This window comes from Nostoc sp. DSM 114167, assembly GCF_052692655.1.
Genome location: NZ_CP195116.1, coordinates 624,691 through 641,153, shown reverse-complemented (window position 1 = coordinate 641,153; position 16,463 = coordinate 624,691). Strand labels below are relative to the sequence as shown.

The 16,463-nt window shown below is 43.3% G+C and carries 16 protein-coding genes and 1 tRNA gene; 10 read left to right on the top strand and 7 right to left on the bottom strand.

Translation table 11 applies throughout. The annotated features are described in order from the left end of the window. Positions 1-375: 375 nt before the first annotated feature. From aspS to NSTC731_RS02745, 3 genes are all read right to left on the bottom strand, one after another. Positions 376-2,163: an aspartate--tRNA ligase gene (gene aspS / locus NSTC731_RS02755; protein WP_445629521.1), complete on the bottom strand. Its 1,788-nt coding sequence runs from the start codon at positions 2,161-2,163 to the stop codon at positions 376-378. 253 nt (positions 2,164-2,416) lie between these two features. Next, positions 2,417-3,067, bottom strand: a complete 651-nt coding sequence (locus NSTC731_RS02750) for a hypothetical protein (protein WP_445629520.1) — start codon at positions 3,065-3,067, stop codon at positions 2,417-2,419. Between the two features lie 146 nt (positions 3,068-3,213). Next, complete coding sequence (locus tag NSTC731_RS02745) at positions 3,214-3,483, bottom strand: hypothetical protein (RefSeq protein ID WP_445629519.1); 270 nt, start codon at positions 3,481-3,483, stop codon at positions 3,214-3,216. A gap of 148 nt (positions 3,484-3,631) precedes the next feature. Here NSTC731_RS02745 and NSTC731_RS02740 point away from each other — a divergent pair, with 148 nt between their 5' ends. Both NSTC731_RS02740 and NSTC731_RS02735 read left to right on the top strand, forming a co-directional pair. Continuing rightward, entirely contained in the window at positions 3,632-4,336 is a 705-nt protein-coding gene (locus NSTC731_RS02740; RefSeq protein WP_445629518.1) for a response regulator transcription factor, read from the top strand. After that, positions 4,333-5,850, top strand: a complete 1,518-nt coding sequence (locus tag NSTC731_RS02735) for an ATP-binding protein (RefSeq protein WP_445629517.1) — start codon at positions 4,333-4,335, stop codon at positions 5,848-5,850. Before NSTC731_RS02740 ends, NSTC731_RS02735 begins: the two co-directional genes overlap by 4 nt. 190 nt (positions 5,851-6,040) lie before the next feature. Here the strand turns inward: NSTC731_RS02735 and NSTC731_RS02730 are convergent, their stop codons facing one another. Together NSTC731_RS02730 and pyrE are read right to left on the bottom strand one after the other, a co-directional pair. Beyond that, complete coding sequence (locus NSTC731_RS02730; protein WP_445629516.1) at positions 6,041-6,370, bottom strand: hypothetical protein; 330 nt, start codon at positions 6,368-6,370, stop codon at positions 6,041-6,043. A gap of 16 nt (positions 6,371-6,386) precedes the next feature. Then, entirely contained in the window at positions 6,387-7,010 is a 624-nt protein-coding gene (pyrE, locus tag NSTC731_RS02725; RefSeq protein WP_094347288.1) for an orotate phosphoribosyltransferase, read from the bottom strand. Between the two features lie 106 nt (positions 7,011-7,116). Here pyrE and NSTC731_RS02720 point away from each other — a divergent pair, with 106 nt between their 5' ends. Further along, positions 7,117-7,551: a hypothetical protein gene (locus tag NSTC731_RS02720; RefSeq protein ID WP_445629515.1), complete on the top strand. Its 435-nt coding sequence runs from the start codon at positions 7,117-7,119 to the stop codon at positions 7,549-7,551. 168 nt (positions 7,552-7,719) lie between these two features. On the opposite strand, the gene NSTC731_RS02715 is transcribed toward NSTC731_RS02720, so the two are convergent. Further along, positions 7,720-7,792 (bottom strand) — tRNA-Ile (locus NSTC731_RS02715). Between the two features lie 295 nt (positions 7,793-8,087). Here NSTC731_RS02715 and NSTC731_RS02710 point away from each other — a divergent pair. Next, positions 8,088-8,789: a hypothetical protein gene (locus NSTC731_RS02710; protein ID WP_322692395.1), complete on the top strand. Its 702-nt coding sequence runs from the start codon at positions 8,088-8,090 to the stop codon at positions 8,787-8,789. A gap of 124 nt (positions 8,790-8,913) precedes the next feature. After that, positions 8,914-10,332, top strand: coding sequence for a hemolysin family protein (locus NSTC731_RS02705; RefSeq protein ID WP_445629514.1), 1,419 nt, complete (start codon positions 8,914-8,916; stop codon positions 10,330-10,332). Between the two features lie 54 nt (positions 10,333-10,386). Here the strand turns inward: NSTC731_RS02705 and queC are convergent, their stop codons facing one another. Further along, positions 10,387-11,064: a 7-cyano-7-deazaguanine synthase QueC gene (gene queC, locus NSTC731_RS02700; RefSeq protein WP_445629513.1), complete on the bottom strand. Its 678-nt coding sequence runs from the start codon at positions 11,062-11,064 to the stop codon at positions 10,387-10,389. 338 nt (positions 11,065-11,402) lie between these two features. Here queC and NSTC731_RS02695 point away from each other — a divergent pair, with 338 nt between their 5' ends. The 5 genes from NSTC731_RS02695 (at position 11,403) to NSTC731_RS02675 (ending at position 16,442) form a co-directional block, all read left to right on the top strand. Further along, positions 11,403-12,485, top strand: a complete 1,083-nt coding sequence (locus NSTC731_RS02695) for a Gfo/Idh/MocA family oxidoreductase (protein WP_445629512.1) — start codon at positions 11,403-11,405, stop codon at positions 12,483-12,485. 713 nt (positions 12,486-13,198) lie between these two features. Further along, on the top strand, positions 13,199-13,831 hold the full coding sequence (locus tag NSTC731_RS02690) for a DedA family protein (protein ID WP_322673702.1): 633 nt from the start codon (positions 13,199-13,201) through the stop codon (positions 13,829-13,831). A gap of 239 nt (positions 13,832-14,070) precedes the next feature. Continuing rightward, positions 14,071-15,237: a ParM/StbA family protein gene (locus tag NSTC731_RS02685; protein ID WP_445629511.1), complete on the top strand. Its 1,167-nt coding sequence runs from the start codon at positions 14,071-14,073 to the stop codon at positions 15,235-15,237. Between the two features lie 5 nt (positions 15,238-15,242). Then, positions 15,243-15,722: a plasmid segregation centromere-binding protein ParR gene (locus tag NSTC731_RS02680; RefSeq protein WP_445629510.1), complete on the top strand. Its 480-nt coding sequence runs from the start codon at positions 15,243-15,245 to the stop codon at positions 15,720-15,722. A gap of 372 nt (positions 15,723-16,094) precedes the next feature. Further along, positions 16,095-16,442 (top strand): hypothetical protein, encoded by a 348-nt coding sequence (locus NSTC731_RS02675; protein WP_445629509.1) that lies wholly within the window; start codon positions 16,095-16,097, stop codon positions 16,440-16,442. Positions 16,443-16,463 lie beyond the last annotated feature (21 nt).

Below are 16,463 nucleotides of genomic sequence, written 5' to 3'. Positions count from 1 at the left end.
AAAAGGCGAGGGAGGCTGTCCGGGAGAGGTCTGTCGAACTCACGTTAAAATAATCAAAATTACAGTTGAATTATACAAGTAGTACTCCTACCCAAAGTAGTTTTGTAGGTTGGGTGCAGCGATAGCGTAACCCAACATAAAATTTGGTGGTAATGTTGGGTTGCGTTTCACTCCACCCAACCTACAAAAATATATTTTTTTAAAACTCTAGGTTTCAACATAGATGAGGTTTAGTACTCCAACCCAAAGAGCGCAAAGGGTTTGTTTTGTTTCCAAAACAACGGTTGATAGAGCGCACCTTGGGTTGGCTTGTTTGGTATCGGCAACGAAACAAACGATATTGCTGTTTATGCCGCCTAATTGGATAAAGTCGAGTTAAGACTTTGGTTTATAAGTCGAAGCAACGTGTAATTCTTTCAACTGTTTAGCATCTACACTCGAAGGCGCATCTGTTAACAAACAACGTGCTTGTTGTGTCTTTGGAAAAGCAATGACATCCCGAATGGATTCTTCTCCAGCTAGCAACATTACCAAACGATCTAAACCGTAGGCGATGCCACCATGCGGCGGTGTACCATATTCAAATGCTTCTAAGAGAAAGCCAAATTTACTTTGTGCTTCTTCAGGAGATAAACCAATCGCTTCAAACACTTGCTGTTGAATTTCTCGCTGATAAATCCGTAGACTTCCACCACCAATTTCTACGCCGTTGAGTATCATGTCGTAAGCTTGGGCGCGTGCAGTCTTTAAGTCGCTCAAATCATCAGGATGTGGTGCTGTGAACGGGTGGTGTAGTGCTTCTAAACGTTTTTCGTCAGCATTCCACTCGAACATCGGGAAATCTGTGATCCACAACAAGTTGATTTTTTCGGGATCGATTAAGTTAAATTCTCTAGCGATCGCTTGTCGTAATCTATCTAAAGTTTTATTAACTGTAGCAGCTTCCCCTGCCCCAAACAATAGCAAATGTCCAGCCTTAGCACCTGTACGGCGCAAAATTTCTTGTTTTTGTTCTTCGCTTAAGTTGTCTTTAATCGCCCCAATGGTGTCAATTTCGCCATCATCCCTGACGCGGATATAAGCTAAACCTTTAGCGCCGGCTTCGCTGGCTTCTTTAAATAAATCGCCACCTGGTTTAATGCGGACATTAGAAATTACATCGTTACCGTTGGGAATGGGCAGGATTTTGACGATACCACCATTAGTAACAGTGTCCCGAAAGACTTTGAAACTAGAGTCTTTCACAATATCTGAGACATCAACTAATTCCAAACCATAGCGTGTATCTGGTTTATCACTACCATAGCGTTCCATCCCCTCAGCATAAGTGAGACGCGGGAAAGGACGCTGTAACTCAATGCCTTTAACTGTTTTGTAGATATGGCAAACTAAATTTTCATTCAGTTCGATAATTTCTTCTTGGGACATGAAGCTCATTTCCATATCCAACTGGGTGAATTCTGGTTGTCTATCGGCGCGTAAGTCTTCGTCACGAAAGCAACGCGCAATCTGATAATATCTATCTAAACCGGATACCATCAGCAATTGTTTAAATAGCTGGGGTGATTGCGGCAAAGCATACCATTCACCAGGATTGACGCGACTGGGTAGAATGTAATCTCGCGCTCCTTCTGGGGTAGAACGGGTAAGGATTGGGGTTTCGACTTCGATAAAACCTTCCAAATCTTCTAAATAACGACGCATGGCTTTGACAATTTGATGACGCAGTTGCAAATTTTGCGCCATACGTTCGCGTCGCAAATCTAAATAACGGTATTTCAGCCGTAAGTCTTCTCGTACTGTTTCAGTGTCAGCTACAGAAACTTGGAAAGGTAACTGTTTGCGAACAGCATTGAGTAGTTCAATTTTATCGGCGTAGATTTCTACCTCGCCTGTGGGGATGCGGGTATTCAACGATTCTTCGGGACGTTGTGTTACCCTACCAGTGATTTCGACAACATATTCATTTCGCAGGGCGTTCGCATATTCATAAGAATCTGGGGTGCGTTGCGGATCGCTGACGATTTGGACAGTTCCAGAGCGATCGCGTAAATCTAAAAATATCACACCACCATGATCGCGGCGACGGTCTACCCATCCGTAAAAGGTAACAGTTTCTCCAATATGTTCTTTTCGGAGTTCGCCGCAATAGTGAGTTCGCATAAGTCTTAGTTATTGTTTCCGGGCTAGATTGGCAAGAAAATGTCAAAGCCTTCCCATTATCTAGCATCAATAGTAATTGTAGTAGTTCTGGTGAAAGAAAAAATCAAATAATCTCACACTATATATACAGCATCTTTCATGTATTTGAACCACACCCAATACTTGTCCGGTTTTGGGGGAAAGGGAAAAGGGTAAAGGGGAAAAAACCTTACCTGTCGTAGGGGTGCAAGGTCTTGCGCCCCTACTGCGTGGTCTATGGTTGATTAGGACGATTTTCTTGGGGAGAGGCTCCGCCATCGCCAGGAGGATGAGGTGGAACTCCCAATGCCGCCTTTAACTGGGCTTCTGTAACTCCTAATTTGGTTGCTGCGGCTTGAAAATCAGGTCTGGGTGGGCGTTGATTGCGATCGCCTGGATTTGGTGGATTGGCTGGAACTCCCAATGCTGCCTTTAACTGGGCTTCTGTAACTCCTAATTTGGTTGCTGCGGCTGCAAAATCAGGTCTGGGTGGGCGTTGATTGCGATCGCCTGGATTTGGTGGATTGGCTGGAACTCCTAACGCTGCCTTTAACTGGGCTTCTGTAACTCCTAATTTGGTCGCTGCGGCTGCAAAATCAGGTCTGGGTGGGCGTTGATTGCGATCGCCTGGATTTGGCGGATTGGCTGGAACTCCCAATGCTGCCTTTAACTGGGCTTCTGTAACTCCTAATTTTGTCGCTGCGGCTGCAAAATCTGGTCGAGGTGGACGCGGCTGTTCGTTTGATGGTTGGTTGGGCGGTTGTTGCGCCTGTGCAATTCGATCGAATTGATTAGCAGCATTTGCTTGATTGAGTGAAAGAAAACCAAATGTGCCAACCAGAACAGGAATCGCTGTTACTACTAGTACTCTACGAATATTCATCATTAAATCTCCAAAGGTTTATATTTCTAATTAAGTCTTCTCAAAATAACAGTTTGCCCTGTTTCTAAATTACAAAACTGTAATTTAGAAACAACAATACTCTGACGAGATCGCCGCTGAGGGCAAAGCGAAATGCAAAGGTGAATCAATTAACGGTTATTGCGTTCTACCCGGTTTTGAACTGCTTCTTGATTATGAGCTTGGGGACGTTGGGGAGTAAGCTTTTTCTGATGTGGACGGGGTTTAGAATGTCTGATTTGTGGTTTTTTATCAGATATTTGCCGTTTGTTGGGCTGTTCTGAAATCTCAGCGTTCCGATGAGGTGGATTAGCGGCATTTGCCTGATTGGGTGCAACAAGACCGAATGTACCAATCAAAAAAGGAATCGCTGCTACGGCTAAGACTCGACGAATATTCATAAAAATCAACTTTCAAAAGCTGCGGTGTTCATATTTCTAATTGAGCCACCTCAAAATTACAGCTTTCCTATTTTCTAAATTACAGTTTTGTAATTTGAATAAAAAATAATGAATTTAGAATAGAAGAATATATGAATTAATAAATGCTGTGAACGTTCTGTTTGTTGAAGATGAAGCGAAAATTGCTAACTTTGTCCGGGCTGGATTAAAGGAGCAGGGATTTGTTGTAGACTACTGCGATAACGGTGATGACGGATATCTGCGGGCATTAGACAACGAATACGATGTGATTATACTCGATATTATGATGCCGGGAAAAGATGGACTATCGATTCTAAAACAATTACGGCGGCAAGGTCGGAATGCTCCGGTGATTTTGTTGACGGCTCGGAATGAACTAGACGATCGCTTGCAAGGGCTAAATTTAGGAGCAGATGACTATATCGCTAAACCGTTTTTTGTGGAAGAGTTAGCGGCTAGAATTCATGCAGTTGTGCGCCGGAGTGTAAGCGATGTCTCCGACGGGCTACGCCTACGCCAAAATCTACTTTGCGTTGGGCCGATCAAACTCGATCGCATTACTAGAGAAATCACTTGTAATCAACAGGCCATAGAACTCACCAGCCGCGAATTTAATCTTCTGGAATATCTCATGCGCTCTCCCGGACGGGTTTTCACTCGTACCCAAATTTTGGAACACGTTTGGGGCTACGACTTTAACCCCAACACCAATGTTGTGGATGTTTGTATCCAGCGAATTCGTAAAAAAATTGATCCCCTTGATGAAGCAGTCTGGATTGAAAGCATTCGAGGGGTTGGATATCGATTTCGCAAGCCGGATTCTCGATCGTGAAACTTCCTTCGTTTCGACTCCGCATTGCTCTGTTGTCTGCGGCTCTAGCTGGCAGCACATTAGTCGGATTTGGCGCGGTTTCCTGGTTTCAGATTTACAATGCTAAGATTAGCCGCCTGGATGCAGAACTATTAAATCACTTGATGCGGGCAACTCCGAACTTCCCTCCACCAGAGGAACCTCCCGCTGGCGCAGCCTTTCCTAAAAGAGAAAACTCACGCGATCGTCCCTCCCGATGGCAGTTTTACGAAGATTCCTTATCTTATGCTTTCGGAACCAATACAAAAACCCCTGTCGCCCTGGTGGTGCTGGACGCAAACAATAATATACTTTATCAATCCAACTCCCTATCTGCCGACCTTGAGGTAAATCGTCTGTTGCTGAAGCGTCTTGAGTTGACACCTCTACCACCGCCCCCGAACAGAGAACCACCACCTTTACCCTCTAATACAAATCCATCCTTCGAGCGGCCACCACTGATTCGTCCACGCCCGCCTCAATTTGTCACAGAGCGGACAACAACAACAGTCTGGCGGATTGGAGCAACTAAATTACCCAATGCTCAGATTGCCATTGCCGTTAGCTTGCAAGCCGTAGATCGAGATATGGCTACCATTCGCAATATCTTCCTGGTTTCAATTCCGGGAGCGCTGCTGTTAGTTGCGGTGGGAGCATGGTTAGTTTCTGGTGGTGCTTTACGTCCCATCCAGCAATTAACGAGCGTAATTCAACAGGTAACTGTCAAAGGACTAGATCAACGAATTCCCATTGGGACAACTGATGTTGAATTTGTCGAGCTGATTCAAGTGTTCAACCTGATGTTGTCACGCTTAGAACGTAGTTTTACCCAAGCTTCCCGCTTTAGTGGTGACGCGGCTCACGAACTAAAAACCCCACTAACTATTTTGCAAGGCGAACTAGAACGAACACTCCAACAGGTCGATCCTGGTAGTGAAGTACAACAGCGCTTAAGTAATTTGTTAGATGAGGTGCGCCGCCTGAGTGGAATTATGCGAAAACTCTTGTTGCTATCTCTGGCAGATGCCGGAAAAATGAGCTTGTATCTAGTTGAAGTGGATATGTCTGAGTTGCTGATGGAGATGCTAGAAGATGTGGAAATGCTAGCTCCCCAGTTGACAGTGCAAACTGACTTTATTAATGGGTTGCGGGTAAAAGGCGATCGCGATCTTTTAATTCAAATTTTGCAAAACCTATTTAGCAATGCAATTAAATATAATCTCGCCAACGGCTGGATACAGATTCGCGCTCATCAAACTCCAACAACTCTTCACGTCACCATTGTCAATGCATCAAAAGATATTCCCCTAAGCGATCGCGATCGCATTTTTGATCGATTTTATCGCGGCGATCCCTCACGTAACCGCAAGGTAGAAGGAATCGGACTAGGACTGAGCCTAGCCCGAGAAATTGCCAGGGCACATCGTGGCGACCTTACCCTTGACTTAACATCTTCTGGTCAAACAGCCTTCACCCTCACCTTACCAATGAAGTAATCCCTCCTGAAAAACTTTTCAAGAGGGTTTTTTTAATTTATTTAGAGCGATCGCGATCGCTCATTGCATTAGACTTCTTGCATAAGTCGGGAAAAGGGGAAGGGGAAAAGGTTCTCTATTGTCCCCTTCCCCTTTAACCTTTTCCCTTTCCCCCCTCTTGCAAAAAGCACTTTTGCAAGAGGTCTATTGCTTAATTCAAAGCATCAGCGATCTTAATTCCAAGGTGCTGCAATGCTTTTTCTTTGACAAATTCAGCTGCACTACGAGCCGATTCCGCCAAAATAGTATCGGTGTTTGGAGTCAGCTTCAGCGCTCCTCCCAGATATCCCAAAGCTTTGCAATAATAATCATTCAAGTTGGTAGATGCCAGTCTCTTTACAGTTTGATGATCGCCACTCTGAAAAGCTGTTAACGCTTTGTGGTGTAAATCATTTTCTGGCTTTCCTAGTACTTCAAGAATTGCGCTCACAGCTTTATCGACTTTTTCTTGTGTAAGTTCTGTGGATACTGTTGCTTGCATATTTATCTCCTTTTGTTCATGAATTTGCAAGTTGTCGGTAGCGTTCTTGAACTTCCTGAATCGAAAACAAAGTTTCAAACTTCAACCCCGCTGACTGGTACAACTCACCTCCCCCTTGTTGTCGATCTACCAGTGAAATTACTTGATTTACGGTATAACCTGCATCCTTAAGACGCTCAACCGCTTTGAGAGCAGATTGCCCAGTTGTGACTACATCTTCCAAAACTACTACTTTTGCCCCTTCTGGTAAACTGGGGCCTTCTATATAAGCTCTTGTTCCATAACCCTTGGCTTCCTTGCGAATAATCAGCGCTGGTATTGGGCGGTTTTCATAAACAGAAACTATACTCACTGCTGTCACAATTGGATCGGCTCCCATTGTTAAACCACCTACAGCCTGTGTATCTACAGGTAATAAAGGAAATAGTAACCGTCCGACTGCTAAAGCGCCTTGAGGATGGAGTGTTACCTGTGTCTTATTGACGTAATAAGAACTACGTAGCCCAGAAGATAGGAGAAAATCACCCTCTTGATAAGCAAGTTGGCAAAATAAATCTAGTAGCTTGTGGCGTAAAGTGGTCAAATCAGAAGTGGTTGCCCAAATATCTGAGTGGGTAAGAGTTTCAGTAGGATACGTCATTACAAAACATTAAAAGTTGTGCTACACCAAAGGTTGAACTCATCAGAGTTCTGAACTTCAGCATAAATTAAGATTCGCTTAAAGCAAAAGTTGAGGAGTCAAAAACGTGCGTATAAAATTTAAAACCTTTAGTGGTTTATTGATGCTGCTTGCTGCTGGTATTGCTTTTCCCTCTATTGCATCTGCCCAAACGGCAACACCCAATTCTGAAACAATGAATGATGTATTTGAAAGAGCTTATTTTCGTCACGATCGCAATTTCTACGAAAATAGTAGCAGCCTCAAGCGTCAGCTAGACTCATTTTTCGGATCTGGTTCTAGTTTCGGTGGTTCCTTCCCAGAAAATGAAATTGCCCGCGATGCTAATTTGGTTAATACTTTATATCATGATGCCCTGACTCAGCAAGTAGGCAACGATCCTTATATTCGTACTCCTGATTTACCAAATCCTTATGACACATCACTGCTCGTGTCTCCTCGCTATAGCAACAAACTCAAAGTAGGAACTGAATTCAGGTTTGAAACATTACCATCTCGGTAAAATTGGGGATTGGGGAGTAGGGGGCAGGGGAGCAGGGTGCAGGGGGGCAGGGAGATGAGGGAGACAAGGAGACAAGGGAGACAAGGAGATAAATAAAACTCCTAACTCCTAACTCCTAACTCAGCACTCCTAATGCCCTTCTATTACTAGTAGTTTTTGATGATTCAGTGCGCCCTGCTGGAATCGAACCAGCCTGAAGACGAATTATGAGTTCGTTGCCTCCCCAATCGGCCAAAGGCGCTTGTTTTTGGGTTGTGGGTTGCTACGAGAAAATTACTTCAACTCTTAGGTCAACCTTATTTGCTAATTTTAGAGCGAGCAAAATACCTCACGCACTGAGTTTAGCCAATTCTATGAATATAGCACAAATTTACCACGTGTGAATACTGGACAATAGTTTATTAGATTTTTATACTACATAATTTGATCATAGATATAGTGCAAACTAATATTGATTAAGTTCCTTTAAGGATTGAGGTCAAAAGCTTCACTATTCTTAAATAGACCAGCATTCTTATTGTGATAGCTTGTCAGCGATGAAAATAAATTCTACTGTACTTCTTACTTTGATTTTGTTAATTCTGATGATGGGAGCAGGTTCTGTGAGCGCGTTTTTGGGCTTTGAACTGGGGAGTTCAGCACTTAAAGGCGTGACTACACCAGATGGGCGTCCTACAACCAAATTTGCCAGCAATAAGGCAAATAGCTCTCAACAGGGAGGGCTAGTGCTATTAAAAGAGGAAGAAATTCTGAAAATAGTCAAAGCGCGAATTGAGGGTAAGACCAAAGCTGCTAAATCGGAAAAGCCCGAAGAAGATGATGAAGAAACCAATAGCAGCAAGCAGAAGCCAGAGGAAAAACCCCCAGAAGTAGTTGAAGAAAAGCCCCTACCAGGTTTTCCGGTTACTGCCCAAAGTCAGGGTGTAACAATGACTGTACAATCTGCTCGCTACTCTGGTGGTGATTTACTACTGAAAGTGAAAATGCAGAACAAAGGTAAGGATTCTGTGCGCTTCTTGTATAGTTTTTTAGATGTTACCGATGACAAAGGACGAACTTTGAGTGCAAGTACAGAGGGTTTACCAACAGAATTGCCTGTAAATGGGCCAGCATTTTCAGGTACAGTGAGCATTCCTACAGCTTTACTTGATGATGTCAAGAAAATATCACTTGCTCTGACTGATTATCCCGCTCAACAATTGAAGCTAGAGGCATCGAATATTCCTGTAGAAAGGTAGAAGAGGCAATTTTAGATTTTAGATTTTAGATTTTAGATTGGAGATTTGGTACTAAGTAATTTAGCTAATCCCTAATACCCAAAACTTAATCCAAAATCCAAAATCCAAAATCCAAAATCCCTAAATGGAGGGCGTGAGTTTTACACGAGCTTTGGTGGTGAGTGGTTTTCCTAATTTAAGTTTGATAGAAGTGGCGCTGCGGTTGTTGTCAGTGTTACTACTGATTGCCATAAATGCCTTTTTTGTAACGGCGGAGTTTTCGATGGTGAGCGTGCGGCGATCGCGTATTCACCAGCTAGTTAAAGCTGGGGATATTCCCGCGATCGCTGTAGAAATGTTACAACGCAGTATTGACCGACTGCTATCTACCACCCAGTTAGGCATTACCCTCTCTAGTTTGGCACTGGGATGGATTGGCGAAAGTACGATTGTTGTGCTGGTGAATGCCTGGTTAAGATCCTGGCCTTTACCCAGTGGGATGACTAACTTCCTCGCCCATTCCCTATCAATTCCGATCGCCTTTTTCTTAATTGCCTATTTGCAAATTGTGATCGGAGAATTATGTCCCAAATCTTTAGCCATGCTGTACTCAGAACAGCTAGCGAGATTTTTGGGGCCATTGGTAAAAGCGATCGTGCGTTTTTTTGGCCCCTTCATCTGGATTCTTAACCAATCAACTCGTTTTTTATTACGGATTTTTGGCATCCAATACACAGGTCAAGGCTGGCGACCGCCTGTAACTCCCGAAGAATTGCAACTGATCATCTCTACAGAATGGGGGTCTACTGGTTTACAGCGTGCAGAGCGAGAATTGCTCAATAATGTCTTCGAGTTTGGGGATGTCATGGCACAAGATGTGATGATCCCGCGCACCAGTATTATCACGCTGCCAAAAGATGCTAGCTTCCAGACATTACTCAGGGAAATGGCTTCTACTGGTTACTCTCGCTATCCGGTGATTGGTGAATCTTTAGACGATGTTCGCGGTATTGTTTATTTTAAAGATTTGGCACAACCTTTGGCAGTCGGAAACCTCAGTTTAGAGACACAGATCCAACCTTGGATGCGTCCCGCTCGGTTTGTTCCAGAACACACGCCCTTGAGTGAACTTTTGCCCATGATGCAGCAAGAGAAACCCGCTATGGTGATGGTAGTGAATGAATTTGGCTCTACTGTGGGACTAGTGACAATCAAAGATGTGATTGCCGAAATTATTGGCGATCCCAGCGAACCTGAGAGCAATGACGACTTGCTGATTCAGATGTTAGATGAGCATAAATTTTTAGTGCAAGCACAAATCAACCTTGAAGACCTCAATGAAGTTTTACATCTCAATTTGCCCCTGACCAGAGAATACCAAACACTAGGGGGCTTTTTGCTGTATGAGTTACAGAAAATTCCGGCCAAAGGCGAAATCTTTTCTTATCAAAATCTCGAATTCACTGTGATATCAATTGTTGGCCCACGCCTGCATCAAATTCAACTACGACGGTTAGAAGAAGAGGGGAGCAGGGGAGCAGAGGGGCAGGGGAGCAGGGGATAATAACTAATGACAAATGACAAATGATAAATGACAAATGATAAATGACAAATGCCTCTACTGTGCATACGTTACTGGATCGACAAGTCCCAATTCGGCAAAAGCTGCTAGCCGTAAGCGACAAGAATCACACACACCACAGGCGACATTTCCACCTGTATAGCAAGACCAAGTTAGTTCCCAAGGAACTCCCAATTGATTCCCCAGTTGGATGATTTCGGTTTTTTTCAGGTTGATTAGGGGTGCAACAATCTTAATTGGTTGTCCCTCACGCCCTTGTTTGGTTCCCAGGCGAAAAACTTCTTGCATTGCTTGGATATAGTCGGGGCGACAATCAGGATATCCTGAGTAATCTAGGGCATTAACGCCGATATAGACGCGCTCTGCGGCGATCGCTTCGGCGTAACTAAGAGCAAAGCTTAAAAAGATGGTATTACGAGCTGGAACATAAGTGACAGGAATATTTTGAGACATTTCATGCAGCGATCGCTCCTGGGGTAAATCAATGGCATTATCGGTAAGGGCCGAACCGCCCCATTGTCGTAAGTCAAAGTTAACTACCTGATGTTTTGCGATCGCAGCTTTTTGAGCCACACTGAACGCTGACTGTAACTCTCGTCGATGTCGCTGCTGGTAATCAAAGGAAATAGCATGACATTCACAGCCATCAGCTTGAGCTTTGTACAGAATTGTGGAAGAGTCCAATCCCCCAGATAACAAAATTACAGCTTTCATCTCGGTTGTAAATTTTGGATTTCAAATCACTCCATCAAACCTTAACAAGACGCCAGAAAGCGATGCTAAGGAGAATTTATACTTAAGTCTTACTGAAACGTTTAAAGTTAATAAAAATACATATATTTTTGGAGAAAGTGCAAAATCCAAAGCAAACTCGAAATATCTATACAAAAGATATTTAGATTACGGGAACCGATCGCAAACTTTGAAATTCTTCATAAACATAGGCTCTATGTTACCATCTGGATGGTTTTAGACGGATCGTAACCGGCTTTCGAGTATAAACGCCAACGGCCGTAGCGTCTCTAAATTTGGTGGTTGAGGAGAGAATAATAGTGCAAAATAGCATGTCAGTGGCAGAACCGAATCCATATACACAGCGCAACCAGCCACGACCAATCCGCATAGGCGTGATTGGAGTGGGTAACATGGGACAACACCACGCTCGCGTGCTGAGTTCAATGAAAGATGTTGAACTAGTCGGAGTGGCAGATATTAACGTCGAGCGAGGATTAGAAACTGCCAGCAAGTACAAGGTGCGTTTTTTTGAAGATTACTGCGATCTGCTACCCCTTGTGGAAGCAGTTTGTGTAGCTGTTCCCACCCGTCTGCACTATGCCGTGGGCATTAACTGTCTGTTAGCGGGAATTCATGTTTTGATTGAAAAACCGATTGCAGCCAGCATTTCTGAGGCAGAGTCTTTAGTAAATGCCGCAGCTGAGTCTGGGTGTATCCTGCAAGTAGGTCATATTGAGCGTTTTAACCCAGCTTTTAAAGAACTGAGCCAAGTTCTAAAAACAGAGGAATTACTGGCGCTAGAAGCCCACAGAATGAGTCCTTACTCAGATCGAGCAAACGATGTTTCAGTTGTGCTGGATTTAATGATCCATGACATCGACCTACTTTTGGAATTAGCTGCTTCTCCAGTCACAAAATTGACTGCTAGTGGTACTCGCTCCCTAGACTCTGGTTATTTAGATTACGTAACCGCCACCTTGGGGTTTGCCAATGGTATTGTTGCTACTCTGACTGCTAGTAAAGTTACTCACCGCAAAATTCGCCGAATTGTCGCCCATTGCAAAAACTCATTTACTGAGGCAGATTTTCTCAAGAATGAAATTTTGATTCACCGACAAACGGCTACCAATTCTCTCACCGACCACCGACAAGTACTTTACAGGCAAGATGGTGTAATTGAAAAAGTCTACACCAGCAATATTCAACCCCTAAGTGCAGAATTAGAACATTTTGTCAACTGCGTACACGGTGGCAATCAACCTTCAGTAGGTGGCGAACAAGCTCTCAAAGCCTTGAGACTTGCAAGTTTAATTGAGCAGATGGCGCTGGAAGATCGAGTTTGGAATCCCTTAGACTGGCAATCGGAACCAAGGGTACAATCTTTGACCCCCACAGTCTAGAAGAACAGGGGATGAGGGGGATGAGGGGGACAAGGTGAAATTTTCTCCCTTCTCTCTTTGTGCTACCCCACAGCCCCAACTTCAGCAGAAAACCTAGAATATGTTTTTAAATTTGCCATCAAATCTTTAGATCCTTCCTAGTCCCTTTAAAAAAGCAGGCTAAGGGGGATCTAAAAAATTAGAAAACAAAATCTAGTGGTTCGTTTGATTAATTTTGTGAGCTTTGTAGTGAGCGATAAATCGTTCAATTTCAAAGGCTAGAGCTACTTACGAACTTTTATAACTCTCAACATTAATGAAACAGACACCTAGCTTCCACTTGTCTGACTCTGTTTTTCAGTTATGATGCCAATTTTTAGTGCAGCCAAATTCCCTTGACCCTGCGAATTTTAGATTTTAAATTTTGGATTTTGGATTGTTTTTGGTTCAAGCCCCGCCCCGCTTCAATTTTAGATTGAAGATTGAGGATTTTTTAATCCAAAATCGCTTGACTGAGCGACTTGTGCCGACTTGTGCCGAGCGAAGTCGAGGTAGCAAAGCCGAGGTAAGCGAAGTCCAAAATTTCTTGTCCCTTGTGGGCGGAATCAATCTAAAATCTAAAATCCAAAATCCAAAATCGGATTGACTCTAGTAAGCGGGAATAATTACCCTTTAAAAAAGCTAAAGCTGAATTTAGCAACAAGACTAGTCCAGCAATTTTAGGAATTGACTCAATGCTTGAATGGATAACTAATACTATCAACTATTTTGGCTATTGGGGAATCGCCTTACTAATGTTTTTAGAGAACCTTTTTCCCCCCATTCCTTCAGAATTGATTATGCCACTGGCTGGATTTACAGCAAGTCCATATCAACCAGGAGAGGCAAAGCTGAATATTATTGGTGTATTTTTCGCAGGACTTTTGGGTTCTGTATTAGGCGCACTTATTTGGTACTATCCAGGTAAGTTTTTGGGTGAAATCCGTTTGAAAGCTTGGGCTGACAAGTATGGGAAATGGCTAGCTATATCCAGTAAAGATATTACCAAGGCCAAAGAGTGGTTTGACCGACAAGGTAGAACAGCAGTATTAATTGGTCGTCTTGTGCCAGGAATCCGCACCTTGATTTCTGTTCCCGCAGGTATTAGCAATATGCCTTTGCTACCATTTTTGGTTTATACAACCTTGGGTAGCGCTGCTTGGGTGGGTTTGTTAACATACTCAGGATACATATTGGGTAGTCAGTATGAACTTGTGGACAAGTACCTTGCTCCTGTATCTAAAATCGTACTTGGCGGTTTGGTTCTAGCATTTGTTTTCTGGATATTCAAGCGCCAGTTAAGACGCACTAGACGCACTAGAAGATGAAACACGGACGCTTTTGGTTTGAAAGCAGTGAAAGCAGGGGTTACATCTGGCCAAAATTCGCCTACACTATGCCAAATAATACTAGATGTGCGTTGGCAGAGCTTACCAGAGGTATCGCCGGAATTAATTTTTGGCGTATTTCTAGCTACACTTGACGCAACCTAGAATTTCTGGTTGCTCGCATTTTTGTAAGATGAGCATGACAACTTTTTACAGTTAAGTTTGAACTAGGAGCTTTCATGACAGACCAACCTTCCGCCGCTACCCCGATCAATGCTGCTGCTATACCTATGAATAGGCAGCCGTTAGCATCGACTCCTCTCAACGCTGTTAATAATAATCCTCCTTCCACTAGCAAACCAGTCGGTGGTTCTGGGAAAACCATTCTCAGTGTTGATTTAGGTAGAACTTCCACAAAAACTTGTGTGAGTCGCGAACCTGGCAGTGTGGTGTTCGTACCTGCCAACGTCAAGCAGATGTCAATCGAACAAGTACGCGGTGGTGTTTTTGAAGCCAGGGCTACTGACCCCTTAATGGATTTGTGGCTGGAGTATCAAGGAAATGGATATGCTGTTGGTCAACTAGCAGCCGATTTTGGGGCAAATCTAGGAGTTGGACAATCTAAGGTAGAAGCTGCACTGGTAAAAGTTTTAGCAAGTGCTGGCTACTTCAAACTCAGAGACGATATCTCTGTTGTACTAGGTCTGCCTTTTCTTTCCTTAGAGCAATTTGAAAAAGAAAAAGCACAGTTGATTAGCCAAGTCGGTGGGCCTCACGTGTTGAACTTCCGAGGCGAATCTGTGTCGCTGAACGTCAGTAAGGTATGGGTCATGCCAGAAGGCTACGGTAGCCTGTTATGGTCTGAAGCTCAACCCAAGAAAAACCCTGGTAGTCCCGATTTTACAAAAATATCGGTGGCGATCGTCGATATTGGTCATCAAACGGTCGATCTTTTGATGGTAGATAACTTCCGTTTTGCCAGAGGTGCTTCTAAGAGCGAAGACTTCGGAATGAATAAGTTTTATGAATTGGTGTCTGCCGAAATCGAGGGAGCAGATAGTCAATCTCTAGCACTGATTTCCGCTGTCAACAAACCCAGAGGTGAACGCTTTTACCGTCCTAAAGGCGCTAGCAAGCCCACCAACCTAGATGATTTTCTTCCCAACCTCACAGAGATGTTTTCGCGCGAAATCTGTAGCCGTGTGCTAGCCTGGTTGCCAGAACGCGTCACCGATGTGATTCTTACTGGTGGGGGTGGTGAGTTTTTCTGGGACGACGTTCAACGTCTGCTCAAAGAAGCAAAGATTAATGCTCATTTAGCAGCACCTTCCCGTCAGGCGAATGCTTTGGGGCAGTATATTTATGGAGAGGCACAATTATCCTCCAATCGCGCTGCTAGGGCATAAAGCTGATGTTCCAATGGTCAAAAAAGGTAGTTAAATCCGTCACGTTCAACCCAGAGCTTGCTGATGAAAGCTTGTTAGCGCAAGTAGAAAGTTATTTGGAAAAACAACCAGACAAGACTTTCAGCGATCTCTGTAAAGAAGCCTTGTGGCAATCTTTATGTGTACCGGAAACTGTACAACCTGCTCCACAAACGGCAGTAACTACACCGATAGATCAACAAATCGGTGAACTGCAACGTCAAGTGGCTGGACTTGAGGAACGTTTTTTTGCCAAGGGATCTAATCGTTTGGAGGCGATGGAACATCATCTACTGCAACTTTCTCAACAAGTTGCACAACTGGCGCTCATCGTCAACGATCGATCGTTCATTCCGTCTCCAAGTCAATTAGAAGTAGTAAATAATACTTCTTATACTGTTGCTACCCCTCCTCAAGAGGTTGACCCCGTAATCAGTCGCCTTAGTCAGTTTCTCGATGATTTTTAAGGAAAAATCAAGTTTGTGAGCAGTTTTTGCTCATGTTAACAATCCTTAATAGTATTAACTATTAAGGATTATTAATATTTATATATAAATATTAATAATATTGAGATTTGTGTATGTTGGCGTTGGTAATGAAACTCCAGTGCCTAATCTCCCAAGAGTTACGCACTCAGATACCCGAATCCCGTTTTTAAAGATTGCTTGGGGAAATTTAAATTTCAGGCTTCGTGCGTAAGTCTTAATTTGTCAATGCTCAGAAAACGGTTTTTCATCATAAATTTATTTTATTACCATAGCTTTAGTAAAAAAGTTAAATAAGTTTTCATACTTGGGAACAATAAACTCACTAAAGCGCAGGTAAGTAGGATAAAAGCATTGACTGATGAAACTACGGAACTGTTGTATCCCTCTGTTGAAAAGTTAGTTCAAGAGATTGTGGTCGTTAATCACGCTTGGAAAGTAGCTTGTGAATTGTTTGGACAAGATTCGCACTTATCTATTTCTTCGCGGGATTTAAAAACTTGTTTGCAAGTACGTTTGTTGCGAAGCTATGCACCAAAACAAGTTTATTTAATTGAGGACAAAGAAGCAGAGGGTGAGCCGCTTTACAGCTTACGTCTCCGAAAACCTATAGGAAATCGCCTTTATGCAGAACATCTTCCAATGCGGATAGCTCTAGAAGTTCTTACAGTTCAAGAATTAGAGGAATTCAAAAAGACATAACTCAGATAAACAACAGGGGTG

Excerpts from the sequence above, each read along its gene's own strand:
- NSTC731_RS02750 (WP_445629520.1), bottom strand. The coding sequence starts at position 3,067 with ATGATGAATATTCGTAGAGTACTAGTAGTAACAGCGATTCCTGTTCTG.
- pyrE (WP_094347288.1), bottom strand. The coding sequence starts at position 7,010 with ATGACGTATCCTACTGAAACTCTTACCCACTCAGATATTTGGGCAACC.
- NSTC731_RS02690 (WP_322673702.1), top strand. The coding sequence starts at position 13,199 with ATGCTTGAATGGATAACTAATACTATCAACTATTTTGGCTATTGGGGA.
- NSTC731_RS02705 (WP_445629514.1), top strand. The coding sequence starts at position 8,914 with ATGGAGGGCGTGAGTTTTACACGAGCTTTGGTGGTGAGTGGTTTTCCT.
- NSTC731_RS02745 (WP_445629519.1), bottom strand. The coding sequence starts at position 3,483 with ATGAATATTCGTCGAGTCTTAGCCGTAGCAGCGATTCCTTTTTTGATT.
- NSTC731_RS02730 (WP_445629516.1), bottom strand. The coding sequence starts at position 6,370 with ATGCAAGCAACAGTATCCACAGAACTTACACAAGAAAAAGTCGATAAA.
- aspS (WP_445629521.1), bottom strand. The coding sequence starts at position 2,163 with ATGCGAACTCACTATTGCGGCGAACTCCGAAAAGAACATATTGGAGAA.
- NSTC731_RS02710 (WP_322692395.1), top strand. The coding sequence starts at position 8,088 with ATGAAAATAAATTCTACTGTACTTCTTACTTTGATTTTGTTAATTCTG.
- NSTC731_RS02685 (WP_445629511.1), top strand. The coding sequence starts at position 14,071 with ATGACAGACCAACCTTCCGCCGCTACCCCGATCAATGCTGCTGCTATA.
- queC (WP_445629513.1), bottom strand. The coding sequence starts at position 11,064 with ATGAAAGCTGTAATTTTGTTATCTGGGGGATTGGACTCTTCCACAATT.
- NSTC731_RS02680 (WP_445629510.1), top strand. The coding sequence starts at position 15,243 with ATGTTCCAATGGTCAAAAAAGGTAGTTAAATCCGTCACGTTCAACCCA.